The sequence below is a fragment of the Pseudomonas sp. Con_6 genome (assembly GCF_059379395.1).
Genome location: NZ_CM182011.1, coordinates 6,395,112 through 6,412,113, shown reverse-complemented (window position 1 = coordinate 6,412,113; position 17,002 = coordinate 6,395,112). Strand labels below are relative to the sequence as shown.

Sequence of the window (17,002 nt, the reverse complement as noted above, 5' to 3'; positions counted from 1 at the left end):
CCGCGCCCGTGATTTTCCCGCCTCCCAAAAAAACCGGTCACTGACATGCAAGCAGCCAAACCACTCTTCGACTATCCCAAGTACTGGGCCGAATGCTTCGGGCCGGCACCGTTCCTGCCGATGAGCAGGGAGGAGATGGATCAGCTCGGCTGGGACTCCTGCGATATCATCATCGTGACCGGCGACGCCTACGTCGACCATCCGTCGTTCGGCATGGCCATCATCGGCCGCCTGCTGGAAGCCCAGGGCTTCCGCGTCGGGATCATCGCCCAGCCGAACTGGCAGTCGAAGGACGACTTCATGAAGCTCGGCGAGCCGAACCTGTTCTTCGGGGTCGCGGCGGGCAATATGGACTCGATGATCAACCGCTACACCGCGGACAAGAAGATCCGCTCCGACGACGCCTACACCCCGGGTGGCCTGGCCGGCAAGCGTCCTGACCGCGCCAGTCTGGTATACAGCCAGCGCTGCAAGGAAGCCTACAAGCATGTGCCGATCGTCCTCGGCGGCATCGAGGCTTCGCTGCGCCGCATCGCGCACTATGACTACTGGCAGGACAAGGTCCGCCATTCGATCCTGATCGACGCCTGCGCCGACATCCTCCTGTACGGCAACGCCGAGCGCGCCGTGGTCGACATCGCCCAGCGCCTGGCCGCCGGCGAGCGCATCGAGGACATCAGTGACATCCGCGGCACCGCGTTCATCCGTCGCGACACTCCGCAGGGTTGGTACGAGATCGACTCGACCCGTATCGATCGTCCGGGCAAGGTCGACAAGATCATCAACCCGTACGTCAACACCCAGGACACCCAGGCCTGCGCCATCGAACAGCAGAAGGGCGAGGTCGAGGACCCGAACGAAGCCAAGGTGGTGCAGATCCTCGAAAGCCCGCGCATGACCCGGGAAAAGACGGTGATCCGCCTGCCATCCTTCGAGAAGGTGCGCAACGACGCGGTGCTCTACGCCCATGCCAACCGCGTGCTGCACCTGGAGACCAACCCGGGTAACGCGCGGGCCATGGTGCAAAAGCACGGTGAAGTCAACGTCTGGTTCAACCCGCCACCCATTCCGATGACCACCGAGGAAATGGACTACGTCTTCGGCATGCCCTACGCGCGAATCCCGCATCCGGCCTACGGCAAGGAGCGCATCCCGGCGTACGAGATGATCCGTTTCTCGGTGAACATCATGCGTGGCTGTTTCGGTGGCTGCACTTTCTGCTCGATCACCGAGCACGAAGGGCGGATCATCCAGAACCGCTCTCACGAGTCGATCATTCGCGAGATCGAGGAGATCCGCGACAAGGTCCCAGGCTTCACCGGCGTCATTTCCGACCTTGGCGGGCCGACCGCGAACATGTATCGCATCGCCTGCAAGAGCACCGAGATCGAGACCCACTGCCGCAAGCCGTCCTGCGTGTTCCCGGGCATCTGCCCGAACCTGAACACCGACCACTCGTCGCTGATCAAGCTGTACCGCAGCGCCCGCGCCCTGCCGGGGGTGAAGAAGATCCTTATCGCTTCGGGCCTGCGCTACGACCTCGCCGTGGAGTCGCCGGAGTACGTGCGCGAGCTGGTCACTCACCACGTCGGTGGCTACCTGAAGATCGCCCCGGAGCACACCGAGGAAGGTCCGCTGAACCAGATGATGAAACCTGGTATCGGCACCTACGACCGCTTCAAGCGCATGTTCGAGAAGTTCTCGAAAGAGGCGGGCAAGGAGCAGTACCTGATCCCGTACTTCATTGCCGCGCACCCGGGCACCACCGACGAAGACATGATGAACCTGGCCCTGTGGCTCAAGGGCAACGGCTTCCGCGCCGACCAGGTGCAGGCGTTCTACCCGTCGCCGATGGCCTCGGCCACGGCCATGTACCACTCGGGCAAGAACCCGCTGCGCAAGGTCACCTACAAGAGCGAAGGGGTGACCATCGTCAAGAGCGAGGAGCAGCGCCGCCTGCACAAGGCCTTCCTGCGCTACCACGATCCGAAGGGCTGGCCGATGCTGCGCGAGGCCCTGCAGCGCATGGGCCGTGCCGACCTGATCGGCCCTGGCAAGCACCAGTTGATCCCGCTGCACCAACCGGACACCGACAGCTATCAGAGCGCTCGGCGCAAGAACTCCACCCCGGCGGGCAGCCACAAGGTGGCCAAGGAACAGAAGATCCTTACCCAGCACACCGGCCTGCCACCGCGTGCCAGTGATGGCGCCAAGCCGTGGGACAAGCGCGAGCAGGCCAAGGCCGCCGCCTTCGCCCGCAACCAGGAAGCGGCCAAGGCGCGCAAGGATGCGGCCAAGGGTGGCAAGAGCGGTAAAGGCAAGACCAAGCGCCAGCCGGTCCTGCCGCGCTAAGCCCCATGACGGGGCTTGCGCCCCGTCATGACGCCCCTCCTTGCACCTCTCCGGTGCAAGGTGCCGAGGGCCTCATCGCTGGCAAGCCAGCTCCCACAGGTTTTGCGGTGCACGCGATCCCTGTGGGAGCTGGCTTGCCAGCGATGAGGCCAGACCAGACACCATCATTTTTCACTGCAAAGCCACTGGCATAACTCTTGCCGCATCCCGCCCACAACTCCCCTGTGAGCGCCCCAATGTCCGACCTGCTGGATGCCCTGACCCCAAGCCCCGCGACCTGGCATGAAATGCTGGGCTTCGATGGCAGCGTGCGTCCGCACTGGCAGGCACTGCTCGCCCATCTGCAACGCAGCTGCCCGCAGCAACTGGGCCAGCGCCAGTCCCTGGTCAACCGCCAACTGCGGGAAAACGGCGTGACCTACAACATTTACGCCGATCCCGATGGCGCCGACCGCCCCTGGGAGCTGGACCTGCTGCCCCAGGTGATCCCTGCTGCCGAATGGGAGCACCTGGCCCGCGGCATCGCCCAGCGTGCAGGGCTGCTGAACGCGGTGCTGGCGGACATCTACGGCCCGCAGCAGTTGATCGGCGAAGGCCTGTTGCCCGCCGAACTGGTCTTCGGCCACGACAACTTCCTCTGGCCCTGCCAGGGCATCGAGGTTCCCGACCGGACCTGGCTGCATATCTACGCCGCCGACCTGGCGCGCGGCCCGGACGGACGCTGGTGGGTCACCGCCGATCGCACCCAGGCCCCCTCCGGCGCGGGCTATGCCCTGGAAAACCGCACCGTCGTCTCCCGGGCATTTCCCGAGCTGTACCGCGACCTCCATGTGCAGCACCTGGCGGGCTTCTTCCGCACCCTGCAACAAAGCCTTGCGCAGTTGGCCCCGAGCGGAAGGGAAACGCCGTTGGTGGTGCTACTGACCCCCGGGCGTTTCAACGAAAGCTGGTTCGAACACCTGTTCCTCGCCCGCCAGCTCGGCTACCCGCTGGTGGAGGGCAGTGACCTGACCGTGCGCGACGGCATCGTCTACCTCAAGACCCTCGGTGGTCTGCGCCGGGTCCATGCCATCCTGCGGCGGCTCGACGATGATTTCTGCGACCCCCTCGAACTGCGCACCGACTCCGCCCTGGGCGTCCCCGGCCTGCTGGACGCGGTGCGCCAGGGCAGGGTGCTGGTGGCCAATGCGCTGGGCAGCGGAGTCCTGGAATCCCCGGGACTGCCGGGTTTTCTGCCGGCCATCAGCCAGCGACTGCTGGGCGAGGAACTGATCCTGCCTTCCATCGCCAGTTGGTGGTGCGGCGAGCCGGCGGCCCTGGCCCAGGCGCTGGAGAAAATGCCGGAGCTGCTGTTCAAGCCGGCGTTCCCGTCACAGAGCTTCCAGCCGCTACTGGGCCGGGATCTGGACGCAGTCCAGCGCCAGGCGCTGGCCGAACGCCTGCGAGCACGTCCCTACGCCTATGTCGCCCAGGAGTTGGCGCAACTGTCCCAAGCTCCGGTCTGGCAGGACAACGGCCTGGAAGACCGGCCCGTGGGCGTGCGCGTCTATGCTGTGGCCAGTGCCGAGGGCTGGCGTGTATTGCCGGGGGGGCTGACCCGGGTGGCCGCGCAGGCCGATGCCGAAGTGGTCTCGATGCAGCGCGGCGGTGCCAGCAAGGACACCTGGGTCCTCGGCGAGCACCCCGCTCGTGGTGAGCAGTGGCAGGTCAGCCGCAGCCTCGGCGTGGCCGATCTGGTCCGTGCCGATCCCTACCTGCCCTCGCGGGTGGTGGAAAACCTGTTCTGGTTCGGCCGCTATTGCGAGCGCTGCGATGCCAGCGCGCGGCTGCTGCGGATCCTGCTCGGCCGTTACCTCGACGGCGACTCGCCACAGGCACTGGCGGCGGCGGTGCAACTGGCCGAAGGCCTGGAGCTGTTGCCACGTGAAGGCACCCTGGACACACGGCTGCGTACGGCGCTGCTGGATCCGGACTGGGGTTTCAGCCTGCGGGCCAACCTGCAGCGCCTGCAATGGTCGGCGGGGCAGGTGCGAGGCAAGCTGTCTCGGGAGAACTGGCAGGCCCTGAGCGCACTGCAACGGGACGCGCAGCGCCTCGATGATCGCGCTGCCGACTTTACCGAACTGCTGGACTTCCTCAACCGGTTGATCCTGTCGATGGCGGCGCTTTCCGGCTTCGCCCTGGACGACATGACCCGCGACGAGGGCTGGCGCTTCCTCCTGACCGGGCGCCGTATCGAGCGCCTGCATGCCCTGGGCAGCAGCCTCGCCGGTTTCCTGCGGGCCCCGGCGGCGACCGATCAATCCTGCCTGGAATGGCTGCTGGAACTGGCCAACAGCAGCATCACCTATCGCTCCCGTTACCTGGCCGTGGCGCAACTGATCCCGGTGCTGGACCTGCTCCTGCTGGATGAGCAGAATCCTCATGGCGTGCTGTTCCAGCTGCGCTCCTTGCTGCGTTCGCTGGAGCGCTTGCGCAGTCCGGTTGACGCCGGGCTGGTTGGTCTGGCCGAGCGTCTCAAGCGTTTCGACCTGCGCAGCCTGGAGGATCCGTTGTTTGGCGCGGCCAGCCTGGAGGCCGTACTGGCAGGGCTGGCGACCCTGCTCGAACAGGTCGCCGACGGTGCCGAAGCAGCTGCCGAATGCCTGGCCCTGCAGCATTTCGCCCATGTCGATTCCAGCCAGCAGACGGTGTCCGCCTGATGAGTGCGCGCTACCAGATTCTCCACGATACCCATTACCGCTATGCCAGCCCGGTGTCGCTGGCCCAGCAACTGGTGCACCTGTGGCCACGGGAGTGTCCCTGGCAGCGCTGCGAGGAGCGCGTGCTGGAGGTGAGCCCGCTGCCGACCCGGCGTCGCGACGAGGAGGATGTGTTCGGCAACCCTCTGACCCGCCTGGGCTTGGAGTACAAGCATGACGAGCTCAAAGTCAGCACCCGGGTACGCATCGAGGTCTTGCCCCGGACCCTGCCCGTGCTGTCTGACTCGCCTGCGTGGGAGCAGGCGCGGGATTCCCTGGCCTATAGGCGGCAGGCCCTGTCCGATGAATTGCTCGATGCCAGTCGATACCGCTTCGAATCGCCGTTCGTGCGCTTGAAGCAGCGGTTCGTGACGTTTTCCGAGCCCTGCTTCGCTGCCGGCGTGCCGCTGCTGGAAGCCGTTCGGGCACTGATGGAGAAGATTTTCCGCGAGTTCACCTTCGATGCCGGTGCGACCCAGGTCGCCACGCCGCTGCTGGAGGTACTGGAGCGGCGCCGCGGGGTCTGTCAGGACTTCGCCCACCTGATGCTCGCCTGCCTGCGCTCTCGCGGACTGGCGGCGCGCTACGTCAGCGGCTACCTGTTGACCCGGCCGCCGCCCGGGCAGGCGCGGCTGATCGGAGCCGACGCCTCCCATGCCTGGATATCGGTGTTTTGCCCGCGCCATGGTTGGGTGGACTTCGACCCGACCAACAACCTGCTGCCGGCGCTGGAGCACATCACGCTGGGATGGGGCCGCGATTTCGCCGATGTCTCGCCGCTGCGCGGAGTGATCCTCGGCGGTGGCCATCACGACCCGGAAGTGCGGGTGACGGTGTTGCCGCTGGATCAGCTCGGCGGTTGATCCTTCCACTTCGGCGGTGCCAGGGGTTCCCACGCGTCCAGGGCATCGAGCAGGGCATCCGGGGCAGCGTCCACCTGCAGCATGGCGCGGTGATGCGGACGGACGAATCCCTCATCGACCACATGATCGAGGAAGCCGGTGAGCTTCTCGTAGAAGCCGTTGACCTCCAGCAGGCCCAGCGGCTTGCCGTGGTAACCGAGCTGGCCCCAGGTCCACACTTCGAACAGTTCTTCCAGGGTGCCGAGGCCGCCTGGCAGGGCGATGAAGGCATCGGCCAGCTCGGCCATGCGCGCCTTGCGCGCGTGCATGCCGTCGACCACTTCCAGGCGGGTCAGGCCAGGGTGGGCGATTTCGGCGCGCTGCAGGCTGACCGGGATGATGCCGATCACCTCACCACCCGCGGCCATCGCGGCATCGGCGACGATGCCCATCAGGCCCACGGCGCCACCGCCGTAAACCAGGGTCAGGCCGCGGCGGGCGATGGCCTGGCCGAGGGCGACGGCAGCTTCGCGGTAGGCCGGGGTGACGCCGGTGCTGGCGCCGCAGAACACACAAACGGAACGAAGGGACATGACTTTCTCCGGGTCGAAAACGGCCACAGAGTAAGGCGGTGGGGCGGCGCTTCCAAGTCCTGGATCATTCCGGGCGGGAGAACTCGCAGGCCGTGCCGGTAGCGCCGGAGGCATAGGCGGCGAGCAAGCTTTGCATGAAAGTACTGATGAACATGTCGGACTACTCCTAAATGAGAGGTTGTCCCATCGTTCAGGATTTGGGCATGATGGGCACGTTGATTGTCTTGATGGACACCATAGAAGAATTTCACTGCCCGTTCAGGGTCTTGTCCCTTGACCCATATCAGCAGCGCAAAGCGCGGAATGGGGCAGTCTGATTTCAATAAAAAACCTGCCATGGAGATTCACCAATGTTTGCCAAACTCGTTGCCGTGTCCCTGCTGACCGTTGCCAGTGCCCAGGTAATGGCCGCTGATTGCAAGGTCACTGTCGACTCCACCGACCAGATGTCCTACACCACCAAGGAAATCGTCGTAGACAAGAGCTGCAAGCAGTTCACCGTAGAGCTGACCCACTCCGGCAACCTGCCGAAGAACGTCATGGGCCACAACCTGGTGATCAGCAAGACCGCCGACTCGCAAGCCATTGCTACCGCTGGCATGTCCAAGGGCCTCGACGGCGGCTACCTGGACGAGTCCGATGCACGCATCATCGCCCACACCAAGCTGATCGGCGCTGGCGAAACCAGCTCGGCCACCTTCGATGTGTCGAAGCTGGCGGCGGGTGAAAGCTATCAATTCTTCTGCTCCTTCCCTGGCCATATCGCCATGATGAAGGGCGCTGTCGTTCTGAAGTAACTGCTCTACCGGCCTCAAGGGCCTCATCGCTGGCAAGCCAGGTTCCCACAGATTTTGTGGGAGCCTGGCTTGCCAGCGATGCTTTTTTCACGGCGCGAACGGCATTTCCCGCTTGTGCTGCGTCTTCTCGTACGTCCGCTTGATGATTCCGAACGCTTCCTCGCTCACCGGCTCGCCGTGCAGGAAGGCGTCGATCTGCGCGTAGGTCACGCCGTGGGACGCTTCGTCCGGCTTGCCCGGCGCCAGGTCTTCCAGGTCGGCGGTCGGTACTTTTTCCACCAGTGATTCCGGCGCGCCGAAGCTGCGCGCGATGGCCCGTACCTGGTTCTTCACCAACCCGCTCAGTGGCGCCAGGTCGCAGGAGCCGTCACCGAACTTGGTAAAGAAGCCCATCACTGCCTCGGCGGCATGGTCGGTACCGATCACCAGGCCTGCACGGGCACCGGCGATGGTGTACTGGGCCACCATGCGCATACGCGCCTTGGTGTTGCCGACGACGAAGTCCACCAGGGCTGGCTTGCCACCTTCCAGCGCCTTGACCTCCGCAGCCAGGGCGCGCACCGCCGGGGCGATGTTCACCGTGTGCAGTTCGTCCGGCTGGATGAAGTCGATGCACGCCTGGGCATCGTGTTCGTCGTGCTGCACGTGGTACGGCAGACGCACGGCGATGAAGCGGTAGTCCTGGTCGCCGGTCTGCTCACGCAGTTCGTTGACGGCGCGCTGGGCCATCAACGCAGCGGTCAGCGAATCGACACCGCCGCTGATGCCCAGAACCAGGACTTTGAGCCCGGCATTCTTCAGGCATTGCTGGATAAAGGCGACGCGCCGGGTGACTTCGGCATCGAGTGCGGTGCGGTCGGCGAACGGCGGCTGGACCTTGAGCTGCTGCGCGATCTCTCGCTGGACGGCTTGCATGGGTTACTCCTCGCTGGGAACTTGGAAAACGTGACGCAGGTAAGAGACGAAATTGGGGTCGCGGCACTGGGTCTTGGCGGCCTCGTCGGAAATCTTCGCCACAGGCTGGCCATTGCAGTCGGTCATTTTAAGCACGATGCTCATCGGCGCCACGCCGGGAATGTCACAGGTCAGGTTGGTGCCGATACCAAAGCTGACATTGATGCGCCCACGCAGCGCGCGGAAGATGTGCAGCGCGCGGGGCAGGTCCAGGCCATCGGAGAACACCAGGGTCTTGGTCATCGGATCGATGCCGAGCTTGCGGTAGTGGGCGATGGCTTTCTCCGCCCACTGCACCGGATCCCCGGAGTCGTGGCGCAGGCCGTCGAACAGCTTGGCGAAGTACAGGTCGAAATCACGCAGGAAGGCGTCCATGGTGATGCAATCGGTCAGGGCGATGCCGAGCAGGCCGCGGTATTCGCGGACCCAGCAGTCGAGAGCGGCGATCTGGCTGTCGATCAGGCGCGGGCCGAGTTGCTGGTGGGCCATGATCCACTCGTGGGCCATGGTGCCGAGTGGCTTGATATCCAGTTTCCATGCCAGGTGCACGTTGCTGGTGCCGACGAAGCGTGCCGGGAACTGGTCCTTGAGCACCTTCACCACTTCTTCCTGCACACCATAAGAGAAGCGTCGGCGCGTGCCGAAGTCGGCCAGTTGCAGCTCGGCCAGTTCGTCGTCGCCGGCATTGACGCGCAGCCAGTCGAACTTGCGCAGCAGTTGTTCGCGGGCCTGGCTCAACTGCACCTGTGGATAAAGATTGCGGTTGCGCACCTCGCTGATGATCGCCAGCAGCGGCACCTCGAACAGGATCACATGCAGCCATGGACCATGCAGGCGCAGGAAGAACTGGTCGTTCTCGATCCCCATCTGCAGGTAGCGCAGATTGAAGCGGAACAGACCTAGGAAGCGCAGGAAGTCTGGCTTCATGAAGCTGATCTGTTCGAGGAAGCCCAGTTGCGCGTCGCTGATGCTCAGCTCTGCAAGGCGCTCGATCTGCTCGCGGATCTGCCCCAGATAGGGGCGCAGGTCCTCGCCATTGCGGCAGCGGAACTCCCATTCGACGTCGACGTTGGGGTAGTTGTGCAGTACCGCCTGCATCATCGTCAGCTTGTAGAAGTCGGTGTCCAGCAGGCTTTGCACGGTGCGGTCGGCGAAAGCGCTTTCGCTCATATAAGGCTCCAGTTCCGGCGAGTGCCATCAAGGCGACTCATTTTGCCAGTGTATCGCGTTGCAGTCGTCGATCCGCACGGGTCGTTCGGTAGCAGACTACCTATAGCGGCGATTTTTCCCGCACGGTCTAGCCTCTTATGGTGCTTGTTGTAGCAGTCGCGCACCACGGATGTGCAGTTCCGTTACGCAGGCTGTTACAGGGCGGTTGCACGTAAACACGCACCAGGGTTGCAATGATGGCATGTACTGGTTGCGCCTTACCTTCCCGGAAGGTGGCGCTTTGTGTCTGGCGAGCGGTTGCACGACCCGTAAAGCCAGACCGCCGCGACATGGCGGAAATCCTGGAGTCGAGTTTTTTCCGAATGAAAAACCAATGGCACGGCCCTTGCTCGGAGCAAATGGCTGAAACAAGTTGCTGAAGTCGTAGTGCCAATCCAAAAAAACATCAGGAGCACCACCACATGTCGCAGACGTTTTACAAGAAAGGCTTTCTCGCTCTCGCCGTGGCCACGGCGCTGGGCGTTTCTTCGTATGTCCAGGCCGATCTGAAGATTGGCGTCGCGGGCCCGATGACCGGTGCCAACGCAGCGTTCGGCGAGCAATACATGAAGGGTGCCCAGGCTGCCGCCGATGCCATCAATGCCAAGGGCGGTGTGAACGGCGAGAAGATCGTCCTGGTCAAGGGCGACGACGCGTGTGAGCCGAAGCAGGCCGTGGCCGTGGCCAACCGCCTGGTGGACCAGGACAAGGTCGCCGGCGTGGTTGGTCACTTCTGCTCGTCCTCGACCATCCCGGCCTCCGAGGTGTACGACGAAGCTGGTGTCATCGCCATCACCCCCGGCTCGACCAACCCGCAGGTCACCGAGCGCGGCCTGGGCGCCATGTTCCGCATGTGCGGCCGTGACGACCAGCAGGGTATCGTCGCTGGCGACTACATTGTCGACGTGCTCAAGGGCAAGAAGGTCGTGGTCCTGCACGACAAGGACACCTACGGCCAGGGCCTCGCCGACGCGACCAAGGCACAACTGGAGAAGCGCGGCGTGAAGCCGGTGCTGTATGAAGGCCTGACCCGTGGCGAGAAAGACTTCAGCGCCGTGGTCACCAAGATCCGCGCCGCCGGTGCCGACGTCGTCTACTTCGGCGGCCTGCACCCGGAAGCCGGCCCACTGGTACGCCAACTGCGCGAGCAGGGCCTGAAGGACGTCAAGTTCATGTCCGACGACGGCATCGTCACCGACGAACTGGTGGCCACCGCAGGCGGCCCGCAATACGTCGATGGCGTGTACATGACCTTTGGCGCCGACCCGCGCCTGCTGCCGGACAGCAAGGAAGTGGTGGAAGCGTTCCGCAAAGGCGGCACCGAGCCGGAAGGCTACACCCTCTACGCGTACGCCTCGATCCAGACCCTGGCAGCGGGCTTCGAAGGCGCCAAGTCCAACAAGGGCGAGGACGCCGCCAAGTGGCTCAAGGCCAACCCGGTGAAAACCGTGATGGGCGAGAAGAAATGGGACAGCAAGGGCGACCTGACCGTCTCCGACTACGTGGTCTACCAGTGGGATGCCAACGGCAAGTACCACCAGCTGGAAAAACAAAAATAACAATGGCATCCGGCCCGGGCCATCTGCGCCCGGGCGGCTGCCCGATGCGCCGTACCTGTCCCCTCTTGTAGATCTGCACAACCCTGCGCTGCGAGGGCCGCTTCATCCGCGGTCCGCCGTAGTCGGCGCTTGTGCAATCTCGAATACGTGAGATTGCGTTATGGATGGAATTTTCCTGCAGCAACTGATCAATGGACTGACCCTCGGGTCCGTCTATGGTCTGATCGCCATCGGCTACACAATGGTCTATGGCATCATCGGCATGATCAACTTCGCGCACGGCGAGGTGTATATGATCTCCGCTTACCTGGCGGCGATCAGCCTGGCATTGCTGGCCTATTTCGGTATCGAGTCGTTCCCCCTGCTGATGCTGGGGACCCTGTTGTTCACCGTCGTCGTCACCGGGGTCTACGGCTTCACCATCGAACGCATCGCCTACAAGCCCCTGCGCAACTCCACCCGCCTGGCACCGCTGATCAGTGCCATCGGCATCTCGCTGATCCTGCAGAACTACGCGCAGATCAGCCAGGGTGCCCGCCAGCAAGGCGTGCCGACCCTGCTCGAAGGCGCCGTGCGTTTCGACGTCGGCAGCGGCTTCGTGCAACTGACCTACACCAAGATCTTCATTCTCGTCGCGGCGTTCGCCGGCATGGCCCTGCTCACTTACGTGATCAAGTACACCAAGCTCGGGCGCATGTGCCGCGCCACCCAGCAAGACCGCAAGATGGCCTCGATCCTGGGCATCAACACCGACCGGGTGATCTCCTACGTGTTCGTCATCGGTGCGGTGATGGCCGCCCTCGCCGGCGTGCTGATCACCATGAACTACGGCACCTTCGACTTTTATGCCGGCTTCATCATCGGCATCAAGGCCTTCACCGCCGCGGTGCTCGGCGGCATCGGCTCGCTGCCTGGCGCCATGCTCGGCGGGATTGTCCTGGGTATCTCCGAATCGCTGTTCGCTGGTCTGGTCAACTCTGACTACAAGGACGTGTTCAGCTTCTCGCTGCTGGTGCTGATCCTGATCTTCCGTCCCCAGGGCCTGCTGGGTCGCCCGCTCGTGGCTAAGGTGTGAACATGTCCACTGCCAAGACTGCTTCTTCCGGTTTCGATATCAAACGCACCCTGGTGGAAACCATCGTCGCCGGCCTGCTCGCCCTGATCGTGTTCGGTCCGGTCGTGGGCGTGGTCCTCGACGGCTACAGCTTCAATGCCGAGCCGACCCGCGTCGCCTGGCTGGTGGGCGGGGTGATGCTGGGCCGCATGGTCATCAGCCTGTTCCTGCAGACCGCCGCCGGCCAGCGCATGCTCCACGGCTTCGAAAGTGGTGGCTCCGGTGTGCACGTGCTGGCGCCGGACTACAAGTCGCGCCTGCGCTACATCATCCCGGCGCTGATCGTCATTGCGATCATCTTCCCGGTGTTCGCCAACAAGTACCTGCTGACCGTGGTCATCCTCGGCCTTATCTACGTGTTGCTGGGCCTGGGCCTGAACATCGTGGTCGGCCTGGCCGGCCTGCTCGACCTCGGCTACGTGGCGTTCTACGCCATTGGCGCCTACGGTCTGGCACTGGGCTACCAGTACCTCGGCCTGGGCTTCTGGAGCGTGCTGCCACTGGCGGCCATCGCCGCGGCGCTGGCGGGGTGCATACTCGGCTTCCCGGTTTTGCGCATGCACGGTGACTACCTGGCGATCGTGACCCTGGGCTTCGGCGAGATCATTCGCCTGGTGCTGAACAACTGGCTGTCCTTCACCGGCGGGCCGAACGGCATGCCGGTGCCGTCGCCGACCATCTTCGGCCTGGAGTTCGGCCGTCGGGCCAAGGACGGCGGGGTGCCGATCCACGAGTTCTTCGGCTTCGAATACAACGCCAACCTCAAGTTCATCTTCATCTACGCGGTGCTGTTCCTCGTCGTGCTGGCGGTGCTGTACATCAAGCACCGGCTGACCCGCATGCCGGTGGGCCGGGCCTGGGAAGCCCTGCGCGAAGACGAGATCGCCTGCCGTTCCATGGGCCTCAACCACGTGCTGGTGAAGCTCTCGGCGTTCACCCTGGGGGCGTCCACCGCCGGCCTGGCTGGCGTGTTCTTCGCCAGCTACCAGGGCTTCGTCAACCCGTCGTCGTTCACCTTCTTCGAGTCGGCGCTGATCCTTGCGATCGTGGTGCTCGGCGGCATGGGCTCGACGGTGGGCGTGGTGATCGCCGCGTTCGTGCTGACCGTGGCTCCGGAACTGCTGCGCAGCTTTTCCGAATACCGCGTGCTGCTGTTCGGCGTGCTGATGGTGCTGATGATGATCTGGCGACCGCGCGGGCTGATCCGCATCAGCCGCGCCGGTGTGGTCCCGCGTAAAGGAGTGGCGCCATGAGCGACGACGTGATTCTGTCTGTGGATAACCTGATGATGCAGTTCGGCGGGATCAAGGCGCTGAGCGACGTCAGTCTGAAGGTCAAGCGCAATGACATCTTCGCCCTGATCGGCCCCAACGGCGCGGGCAAGACCACTGTCTTCAACTGCCTGACCGGCTTTTACAAGGCCAGTGGCGGCAAGATCGAGCTCAATGTGCGCGGCTCGCGTACCAACGTGATCCAACTGCTCGGCGAGCGCTTCCAGCTCGGCGACTTCGTCTCGCCGAGCCGCTTCATGAGCCGCTTGCGCTACAAGATGTTCGGCGGTACCCACCTGGTCAACCGCGCTGGCCTGGCGCGGACCTTCCAGAACATCCGCCTGTTCCGGGAGATGTCGGTGGTGGAGAACCTGCTGGTGGCCCAGCACATGTGGGTCAACCGCAACCTGCTGGCCGGGGTGCTCAACACCAAGGCCTATCGCCAGGCCGAAAGCGATGCTCTCGACCATGCCTTCTACTGGCTGGAAGTGGTGGACCTGGTGGACTGCGCCAACCGCCTGGCCGGCGAGCTGTCCTACGGCCAGCAGCGCCGTCTGGAAATCGCCCGGGCCATGTGCACGCGGCCGAAGATCATCTGCCTCGACGAACCGGCAGCCGGCCTCAACCCGCAGGAAACCGAGGCCCTGAGCCGGATGATCCGGGTGCTGCGCGACGAGCACGACATCACCGTGGTGCTGATCGAACATGACATGGGCATGGTCATGAGCATTTCCGACCATATCGTCGTGCTCGACCACGGCAACGTCATCGCCGAAGGCAAGCCGCAGGACATCCGCAACAACCCCACCGTGATCGCCGCCTACCTGGGTGCTGACGAAGAGGAGCTGGTATGAGCGCACCCATTCTCGAACTGCAGGACCTGGATGTGTTCTACGGGCCGATCCAGGCCCTGAAGAAAGTCTCGATGCACATCAACGAGGGCGAGACGGTCAGCCTGATCGGTGCCAACGGCGCCGGCAAGTCGACCCTGCTGATGTCGATCTTCGGCCAGCCGCGGGCAGCGGCGGGCAAGATCATCTATCGCGGCACCGACATCACCCACAAGTCCTCGCACTACATCGCCTCCAACGGCATCGCCCAGTCGCCGGAAGGGCGGCGGGTGTTCCCCGACATGACCGTCGAGGAAAACCTGATGATGGGAACCATCCCCATCGGCGACAAGCATGCCGACGAGGACATGCAGCGCATGTACGAGCTGTTCCCGCGGCTCAAGGAGCGGCGCAACCAGCGGGCCATGACCATGTCTGGTGGCGAGCAGCAGATGCTCGCCATCGCCCGTGCGCTGATGAGCCGGCCCAAGCTGCTGTTGCTGGACGAACCGTCGCTGGGCCTGGCGCCGATCGTGGTCAAACAGATCTTTTCGACCCTGCGGGAGCTGGCGAAGAGCGGCATGACCATCTTCCTCGTCGAGCAGAACGCCAACCATGCGCTGAAGCTGTCGGACCGGGCCTATGTGATGGTCAACGGGCAGATCCGCATGACCGGGACGGGGCAGGAGTTGCTGGTGAATGAGGAGGTGCGTAACGCCTATCTCGGCGGGCACTGAGTTGTTCTTGATGGCCTCATCGCCGGCAACGCCGGCTCCCACAGGAATTGCGGACACCGCTGAACCTTGTGGGAGCCGGCGTTGCCGGCGATGAGGCCATTACAGTCTGCGAGGAACTCAAGCCAAACCCGGACAGTCGTACCCCGTGTACCGTTTCGACGCTGCACAAGGAACCCATGCGATGTCCCTCCGTACCCTGTACACCCCGGCATTCCTCGTCTGCGGCCTGCTGTTCGGCAGCTTGACCGCCCAGGCCGAGGAAGCCGCCAAGGTCCAGATCGACTCTTCCGCCTCGTCTTCCGACAACCTCGCCGCGATCCACCGCGAATCCGGCATGAGCCACACCCTGCACGACTCCGGGGTCAGCGTGGCCGACCTGAAGAAGATGCGCGACACCCTCAACCAGAACGCCAGCGACCTGCAGGAACTGCGCCGGACCGTCGACGAACAGTCACGGCAGATCGGCGAGCTGCAGCGACGTCTCGAAGACACCAATCGCAAGGTGCAATGACCCCGCACGTGGTTGTCCACAGGAATGTGGAAAAGTTAGCGCAAGAGCTGCTTGCGATGCGGCAGAAAGTCACTGCAAGCAGTTGTTTTGCATAGAGGTGAAGTTGTCCACGGTTCATGTGGAAGCGATTGTGGGTAAGTTGGTGGTACTTAGCTGGAGGCCTTTATCTACAAGGCTTTCAGGCGTCTGTTCGAAATTTGAACAGCAACTTCAAAAGCTGCGCCCTGGCTGTTTGTCAAGTTTGAAGTTGTGCAATGAAGCGCATTTCAATGCATCGTCAGAGCCTGTGGATAAATCTGTGGGAAAGCCTTGGAAAGACCCGGGCAGGCAGCGGAATTACAGGCTTTGCGCCAGTACCGCAATTATCCCCAGTGCGTTGCTGCGTGACGAACGGGCCGGAGCGCGCTGTCGTCAAGGAAAAACCGCAGCGTAGGGCGCGGCGGGCTGTGAATAACTCGACCGGCAAAGTTATACAGTTGCCCCCAATCGGCGTGGAAAGCCTTGTGGATAAGGTGCGCATACTTGACGCTGAGCCTTATGGATCAAGGCGTTGCGAGGATTGATCGTTTTTTGTACAGGTGCGCAAACGCTTGCCGCGCCACCGTGCGCCGGGCATGCTGCAAGGCCTGCCGTCCTCTTGCCTGTGGGCAAGCCTACCCAAGGAGAATTCCATGACTTCCACCGTATTCATTACCGGTGCCACTTCCGGCTTCGGTGAAGCCTGTGCCCGTCGTTTCGCCGAGGCGGGCTGGTCGCTGGTACTGACCGGTCGCCGCAAGGAGCGGCTGGACGCGCTGTGCGCGGAGCTGGCGCAGAAGACCGAGGTGCACGGCCTGGTCCTGGATGTGCGCGACCGCAAAGCCATGGAACAGGCGCTGGCTAACCTGCCGCCGGCCTTCACCACCCTGCGCGGGCTGATCAACAACGCCGGCCTGGCCCTGGGCGCCGATCCTGCGCAGAAGTGCGACCTGGATGATTGGGACACCATGGTCGACACCAACATCAAGGGCCTGATGTACAGCACCCGCCTGCTGCTGCCGCGGCTGATCGCCCACGGGCGTGGCGCGACCATCCTCAACGTCGGTTCGGTGGCGGGCAACTATCCGTATCCGGGCAGCCATGTGTATGGCGGCACCAAGGCCTTCGTCGGGCAGTTCTCCCTGAGCCTGCGCTGCGACCTGCGCGGCACCGGGGTGCGGGTGACCAATATCGAGCCGGGGCTGTGCGAGAGCGAGTTCTCGCTGGTGCGCTTTGGTGGCGACCAGGGCCGCTATGACGCGACCTACGCGGGAGCGGAGCCGATCCAGCCGCAGGATATCGCCGAGACGGTGTTCTGGGTGCTGAACCAGCCGGCGCATATCAACATCAACAACCTGGAATTGATGCCGGTGAGCCAGGATTGGGCAGGGTTCTCGATCGACAGGTCCGGCAAGAAGGACTGATTGCCCGTTAAGGCCTCATCGCTGGCACGCCAGCTTGCCCACAAGGACCG

14 protein-coding genes are annotated in these 17,002 nt (G+C 63.7%); 11 read left to right on the top strand and 3 right to left on the bottom strand.

The features are described 5' to 3' along the window. The first annotated feature begins 45 nt into the window (after positions 1-45). From AC5QPF_RS29000 to AC5QPF_RS28990, 3 genes are all read left to right on the top strand, one after another. Complete coding sequence (locus AC5QPF_RS29000; protein ID WP_494961027.1) at positions 46-2,352, top strand: YgiQ family radical SAM protein; 2,307 nt, start codon at positions 46-48, stop codon at positions 2,350-2,352. Positions 2,353-2,588: 236 nt separating this feature from the next. Beyond that, complete coding sequence (locus AC5QPF_RS28995; protein ID WP_494961026.1) at positions 2,589-5,054, top strand: circularly permuted type 2 ATP-grasp protein; 2,466 nt, start codon at positions 2,589-2,591, stop codon at positions 5,052-5,054. Then, entirely contained in the window at positions 5,054-5,956 is a 903-nt protein-coding gene (locus tag AC5QPF_RS28990) for a transglutaminase N-terminal domain-containing protein (RefSeq protein WP_494961025.1), read from the top strand. The genes AC5QPF_RS28995 and AC5QPF_RS28990 overlap by 1 nt, the downstream gene beginning before the upstream one ends. Here AC5QPF_RS28990 and AC5QPF_RS28985 read toward each other — a convergent pair. Further along, on the bottom strand, positions 5,941-6,528 hold the full coding sequence (locus AC5QPF_RS28985) for a cytokinin riboside 5'-monophosphate phosphoribohydrolase (RefSeq protein WP_494961024.1): 588 nt from the start codon (positions 6,526-6,528) through the stop codon (positions 5,941-5,943). The two genes, AC5QPF_RS28990 and AC5QPF_RS28985, sit on opposite strands and share 16 nt — an antisense overlap. A 350-nt stretch (positions 6,529-6,878) precedes the next feature. Between AC5QPF_RS28985 and azu the strand changes: the two genes are divergently transcribed. Continuing rightward, positions 6,879-7,325 carry an azurin gene (azu, locus tag AC5QPF_RS28980; protein WP_494961023.1) on the top strand — a complete coding sequence of 149 codons (447 nt, stop codon included), beginning with the start codon at positions 6,879-6,881 and terminating at the stop codon, positions 7,323-7,325. 87 nt (positions 7,326-7,412) lie between these two features. Here azu and nadE read toward each other — a convergent pair whose 3' ends face one another. Together nadE and pncB are read right to left on the bottom strand one after the other, a co-directional pair. Beyond that, entirely contained in the window at positions 7,413-8,240 is an 828-nt protein-coding gene (nadE, locus tag AC5QPF_RS28975; protein WP_494961022.1) for an NAD(+) synthase, read from the bottom strand. 3 nt (positions 8,241-8,243) lie between these two features. Further along, positions 8,244-9,449 carry a nicotinate phosphoribosyltransferase gene (gene pncB, locus AC5QPF_RS28970; RefSeq protein WP_494961021.1) on the bottom strand — a complete coding sequence of 402 codons (1,206 nt, stop codon included), beginning with the start codon at positions 9,447-9,449 and terminating at the stop codon, positions 8,244-8,246. A gap of 461 nt (positions 9,450-9,910) precedes the next feature. Here pncB and AC5QPF_RS28965 point away from each other — a divergent pair, with 461 nt between their 5' ends. The 7 genes from AC5QPF_RS28965 (at position 9,911) to AC5QPF_RS28935 (ending at position 16,952) form a co-directional block, all read left to right on the top strand. Beyond that, positions 9,911-11,047, top strand: a complete 1,137-nt coding sequence (locus tag AC5QPF_RS28965; RefSeq protein WP_458979340.1) for a branched-chain amino acid ABC transporter substrate-binding protein — start codon at positions 9,911-9,913, stop codon at positions 11,045-11,047. 160 nt (positions 11,048-11,207) lie between these two features. Beyond that, a complete protein-coding gene (locus AC5QPF_RS28960) occupies positions 11,208-12,122 on the top strand; it encodes an ABC transporter permease subunit (RefSeq protein WP_494961020.1) in 915 nt (304 codons plus the stop codon). Positions 12,123-12,124: 2 nt separating this feature from the next. Continuing rightward, the gene (gene livM / locus AC5QPF_RS28955) at positions 12,125-13,414 is read left to right on the top strand and encodes a high-affinity branched-chain amino acid ABC transporter permease LivM (RefSeq protein ID WP_494961019.1); all 1,290 of its coding nucleotides are present in this window, start codon (positions 12,125-12,127) and stop codon (positions 13,412-13,414) included. Continuing rightward, positions 13,411-14,286 carry an ATP-binding cassette domain-containing protein gene (locus AC5QPF_RS28950; protein ID WP_494961018.1) on the top strand — a complete coding sequence of 292 codons (876 nt, stop codon included), beginning with the start codon at positions 13,411-13,413 and terminating at the stop codon, positions 14,284-14,286. The genes livM and AC5QPF_RS28950 overlap by 4 nt, the downstream gene beginning before the upstream one ends. Beyond that, positions 14,283-14,999, top strand: coding sequence for an ATP-binding cassette domain-containing protein (locus tag AC5QPF_RS28945; RefSeq protein WP_494961017.1), 717 nt, complete (start codon positions 14,283-14,285; stop codon positions 14,997-14,999). The genes AC5QPF_RS28950 and AC5QPF_RS28945 overlap by 4 nt, the downstream gene beginning before the upstream one ends. A gap of 181 nt (positions 15,000-15,180) precedes the next feature. Continuing rightward, a complete protein-coding gene (locus AC5QPF_RS28940) occupies positions 15,181-15,510 on the top strand; it encodes a hypothetical protein (protein WP_494961016.1) in 330 nt (109 codons plus the stop codon). A gap of 671 nt (positions 15,511-16,181) precedes the next feature. Then, the gene (locus AC5QPF_RS28935; RefSeq protein ID WP_494961015.1) at positions 16,182-16,952 is read left to right on the top strand and encodes an SDR family NAD(P)-dependent oxidoreductase; all 771 of its coding nucleotides are present in this window, start codon (positions 16,182-16,184) and stop codon (positions 16,950-16,952) included. Positions 16,953-17,002 lie beyond the last annotated feature (50 nt).

What these genes read in the sequence shown, in the direction of transcription:
- AC5QPF_RS29000 (WP_494961027.1), top strand. Translation starts at nt 46, where the DNA reads ATGCAAGCAGCCAAACCACTCTTCGACTATCCCAAGTACTGGGCCGAA.
- AC5QPF_RS28995 (WP_494961026.1), top strand. Translation starts at nt 2,589, where the DNA reads ATGTCCGACCTGCTGGATGCCCTGACCCCAAGCCCCGCGACCTGGCAT.
- AC5QPF_RS28990 (WP_494961025.1), top strand. Translation starts at nt 5,054, where the DNA reads ATGAGTGCGCGCTACCAGATTCTCCACGATACCCATTACCGCTATGCC.
- AC5QPF_RS28985 (WP_494961024.1), bottom strand. Translation starts at nt 6,528, where the DNA reads ATGTCCCTTCGTTCCGTTTGTGTGTTCTGCGGCGCCAGCACCGGCGTC.
- azu (WP_494961023.1), top strand. Translation starts at nt 6,879, where the DNA reads ATGTTTGCCAAACTCGTTGCCGTGTCCCTGCTGACCGTTGCCAGTGCC.
- nadE (WP_494961022.1), bottom strand. Translation starts at nt 8,240, where the DNA reads ATGCAAGCCGTCCAGCGAGAGATCGCGCAGCAGCTCAAGGTCCAGCCG.
- pncB (WP_494961021.1), bottom strand. Translation starts at nt 9,449, where the DNA reads ATGAGCGAAAGCGCTTTCGCCGACCGCACCGTGCAAAGCCTGCTGGAC.
- AC5QPF_RS28965 (WP_458979340.1), top strand. Translation starts at nt 9,911, where the DNA reads ATGTCGCAGACGTTTTACAAGAAAGGCTTTCTCGCTCTCGCCGTGGCC.
- AC5QPF_RS28960 (WP_494961020.1), top strand. Translation starts at nt 11,208, where the DNA reads ATGGATGGAATTTTCCTGCAGCAACTGATCAATGGACTGACCCTCGGG.
- livM (WP_494961019.1), top strand. Translation starts at nt 12,125, where the DNA reads ATGTCCACTGCCAAGACTGCTTCTTCCGGTTTCGATATCAAACGCACC.
- AC5QPF_RS28950 (WP_494961018.1), top strand. Translation starts at nt 13,411, where the DNA reads ATGAGCGACGACGTGATTCTGTCTGTGGATAACCTGATGATGCAGTTC.
- AC5QPF_RS28945 (WP_494961017.1), top strand. Translation starts at nt 14,283, where the DNA reads ATGAGCGCACCCATTCTCGAACTGCAGGACCTGGATGTGTTCTACGGG.
- AC5QPF_RS28940 (WP_494961016.1), top strand. Translation starts at nt 15,181, where the DNA reads ATGTCCCTCCGTACCCTGTACACCCCGGCATTCCTCGTCTGCGGCCTG.
- AC5QPF_RS28935 (WP_494961015.1), top strand. Translation starts at nt 16,182, where the DNA reads ATGACTTCCACCGTATTCATTACCGGTGCCACTTCCGGCTTCGGTGAA.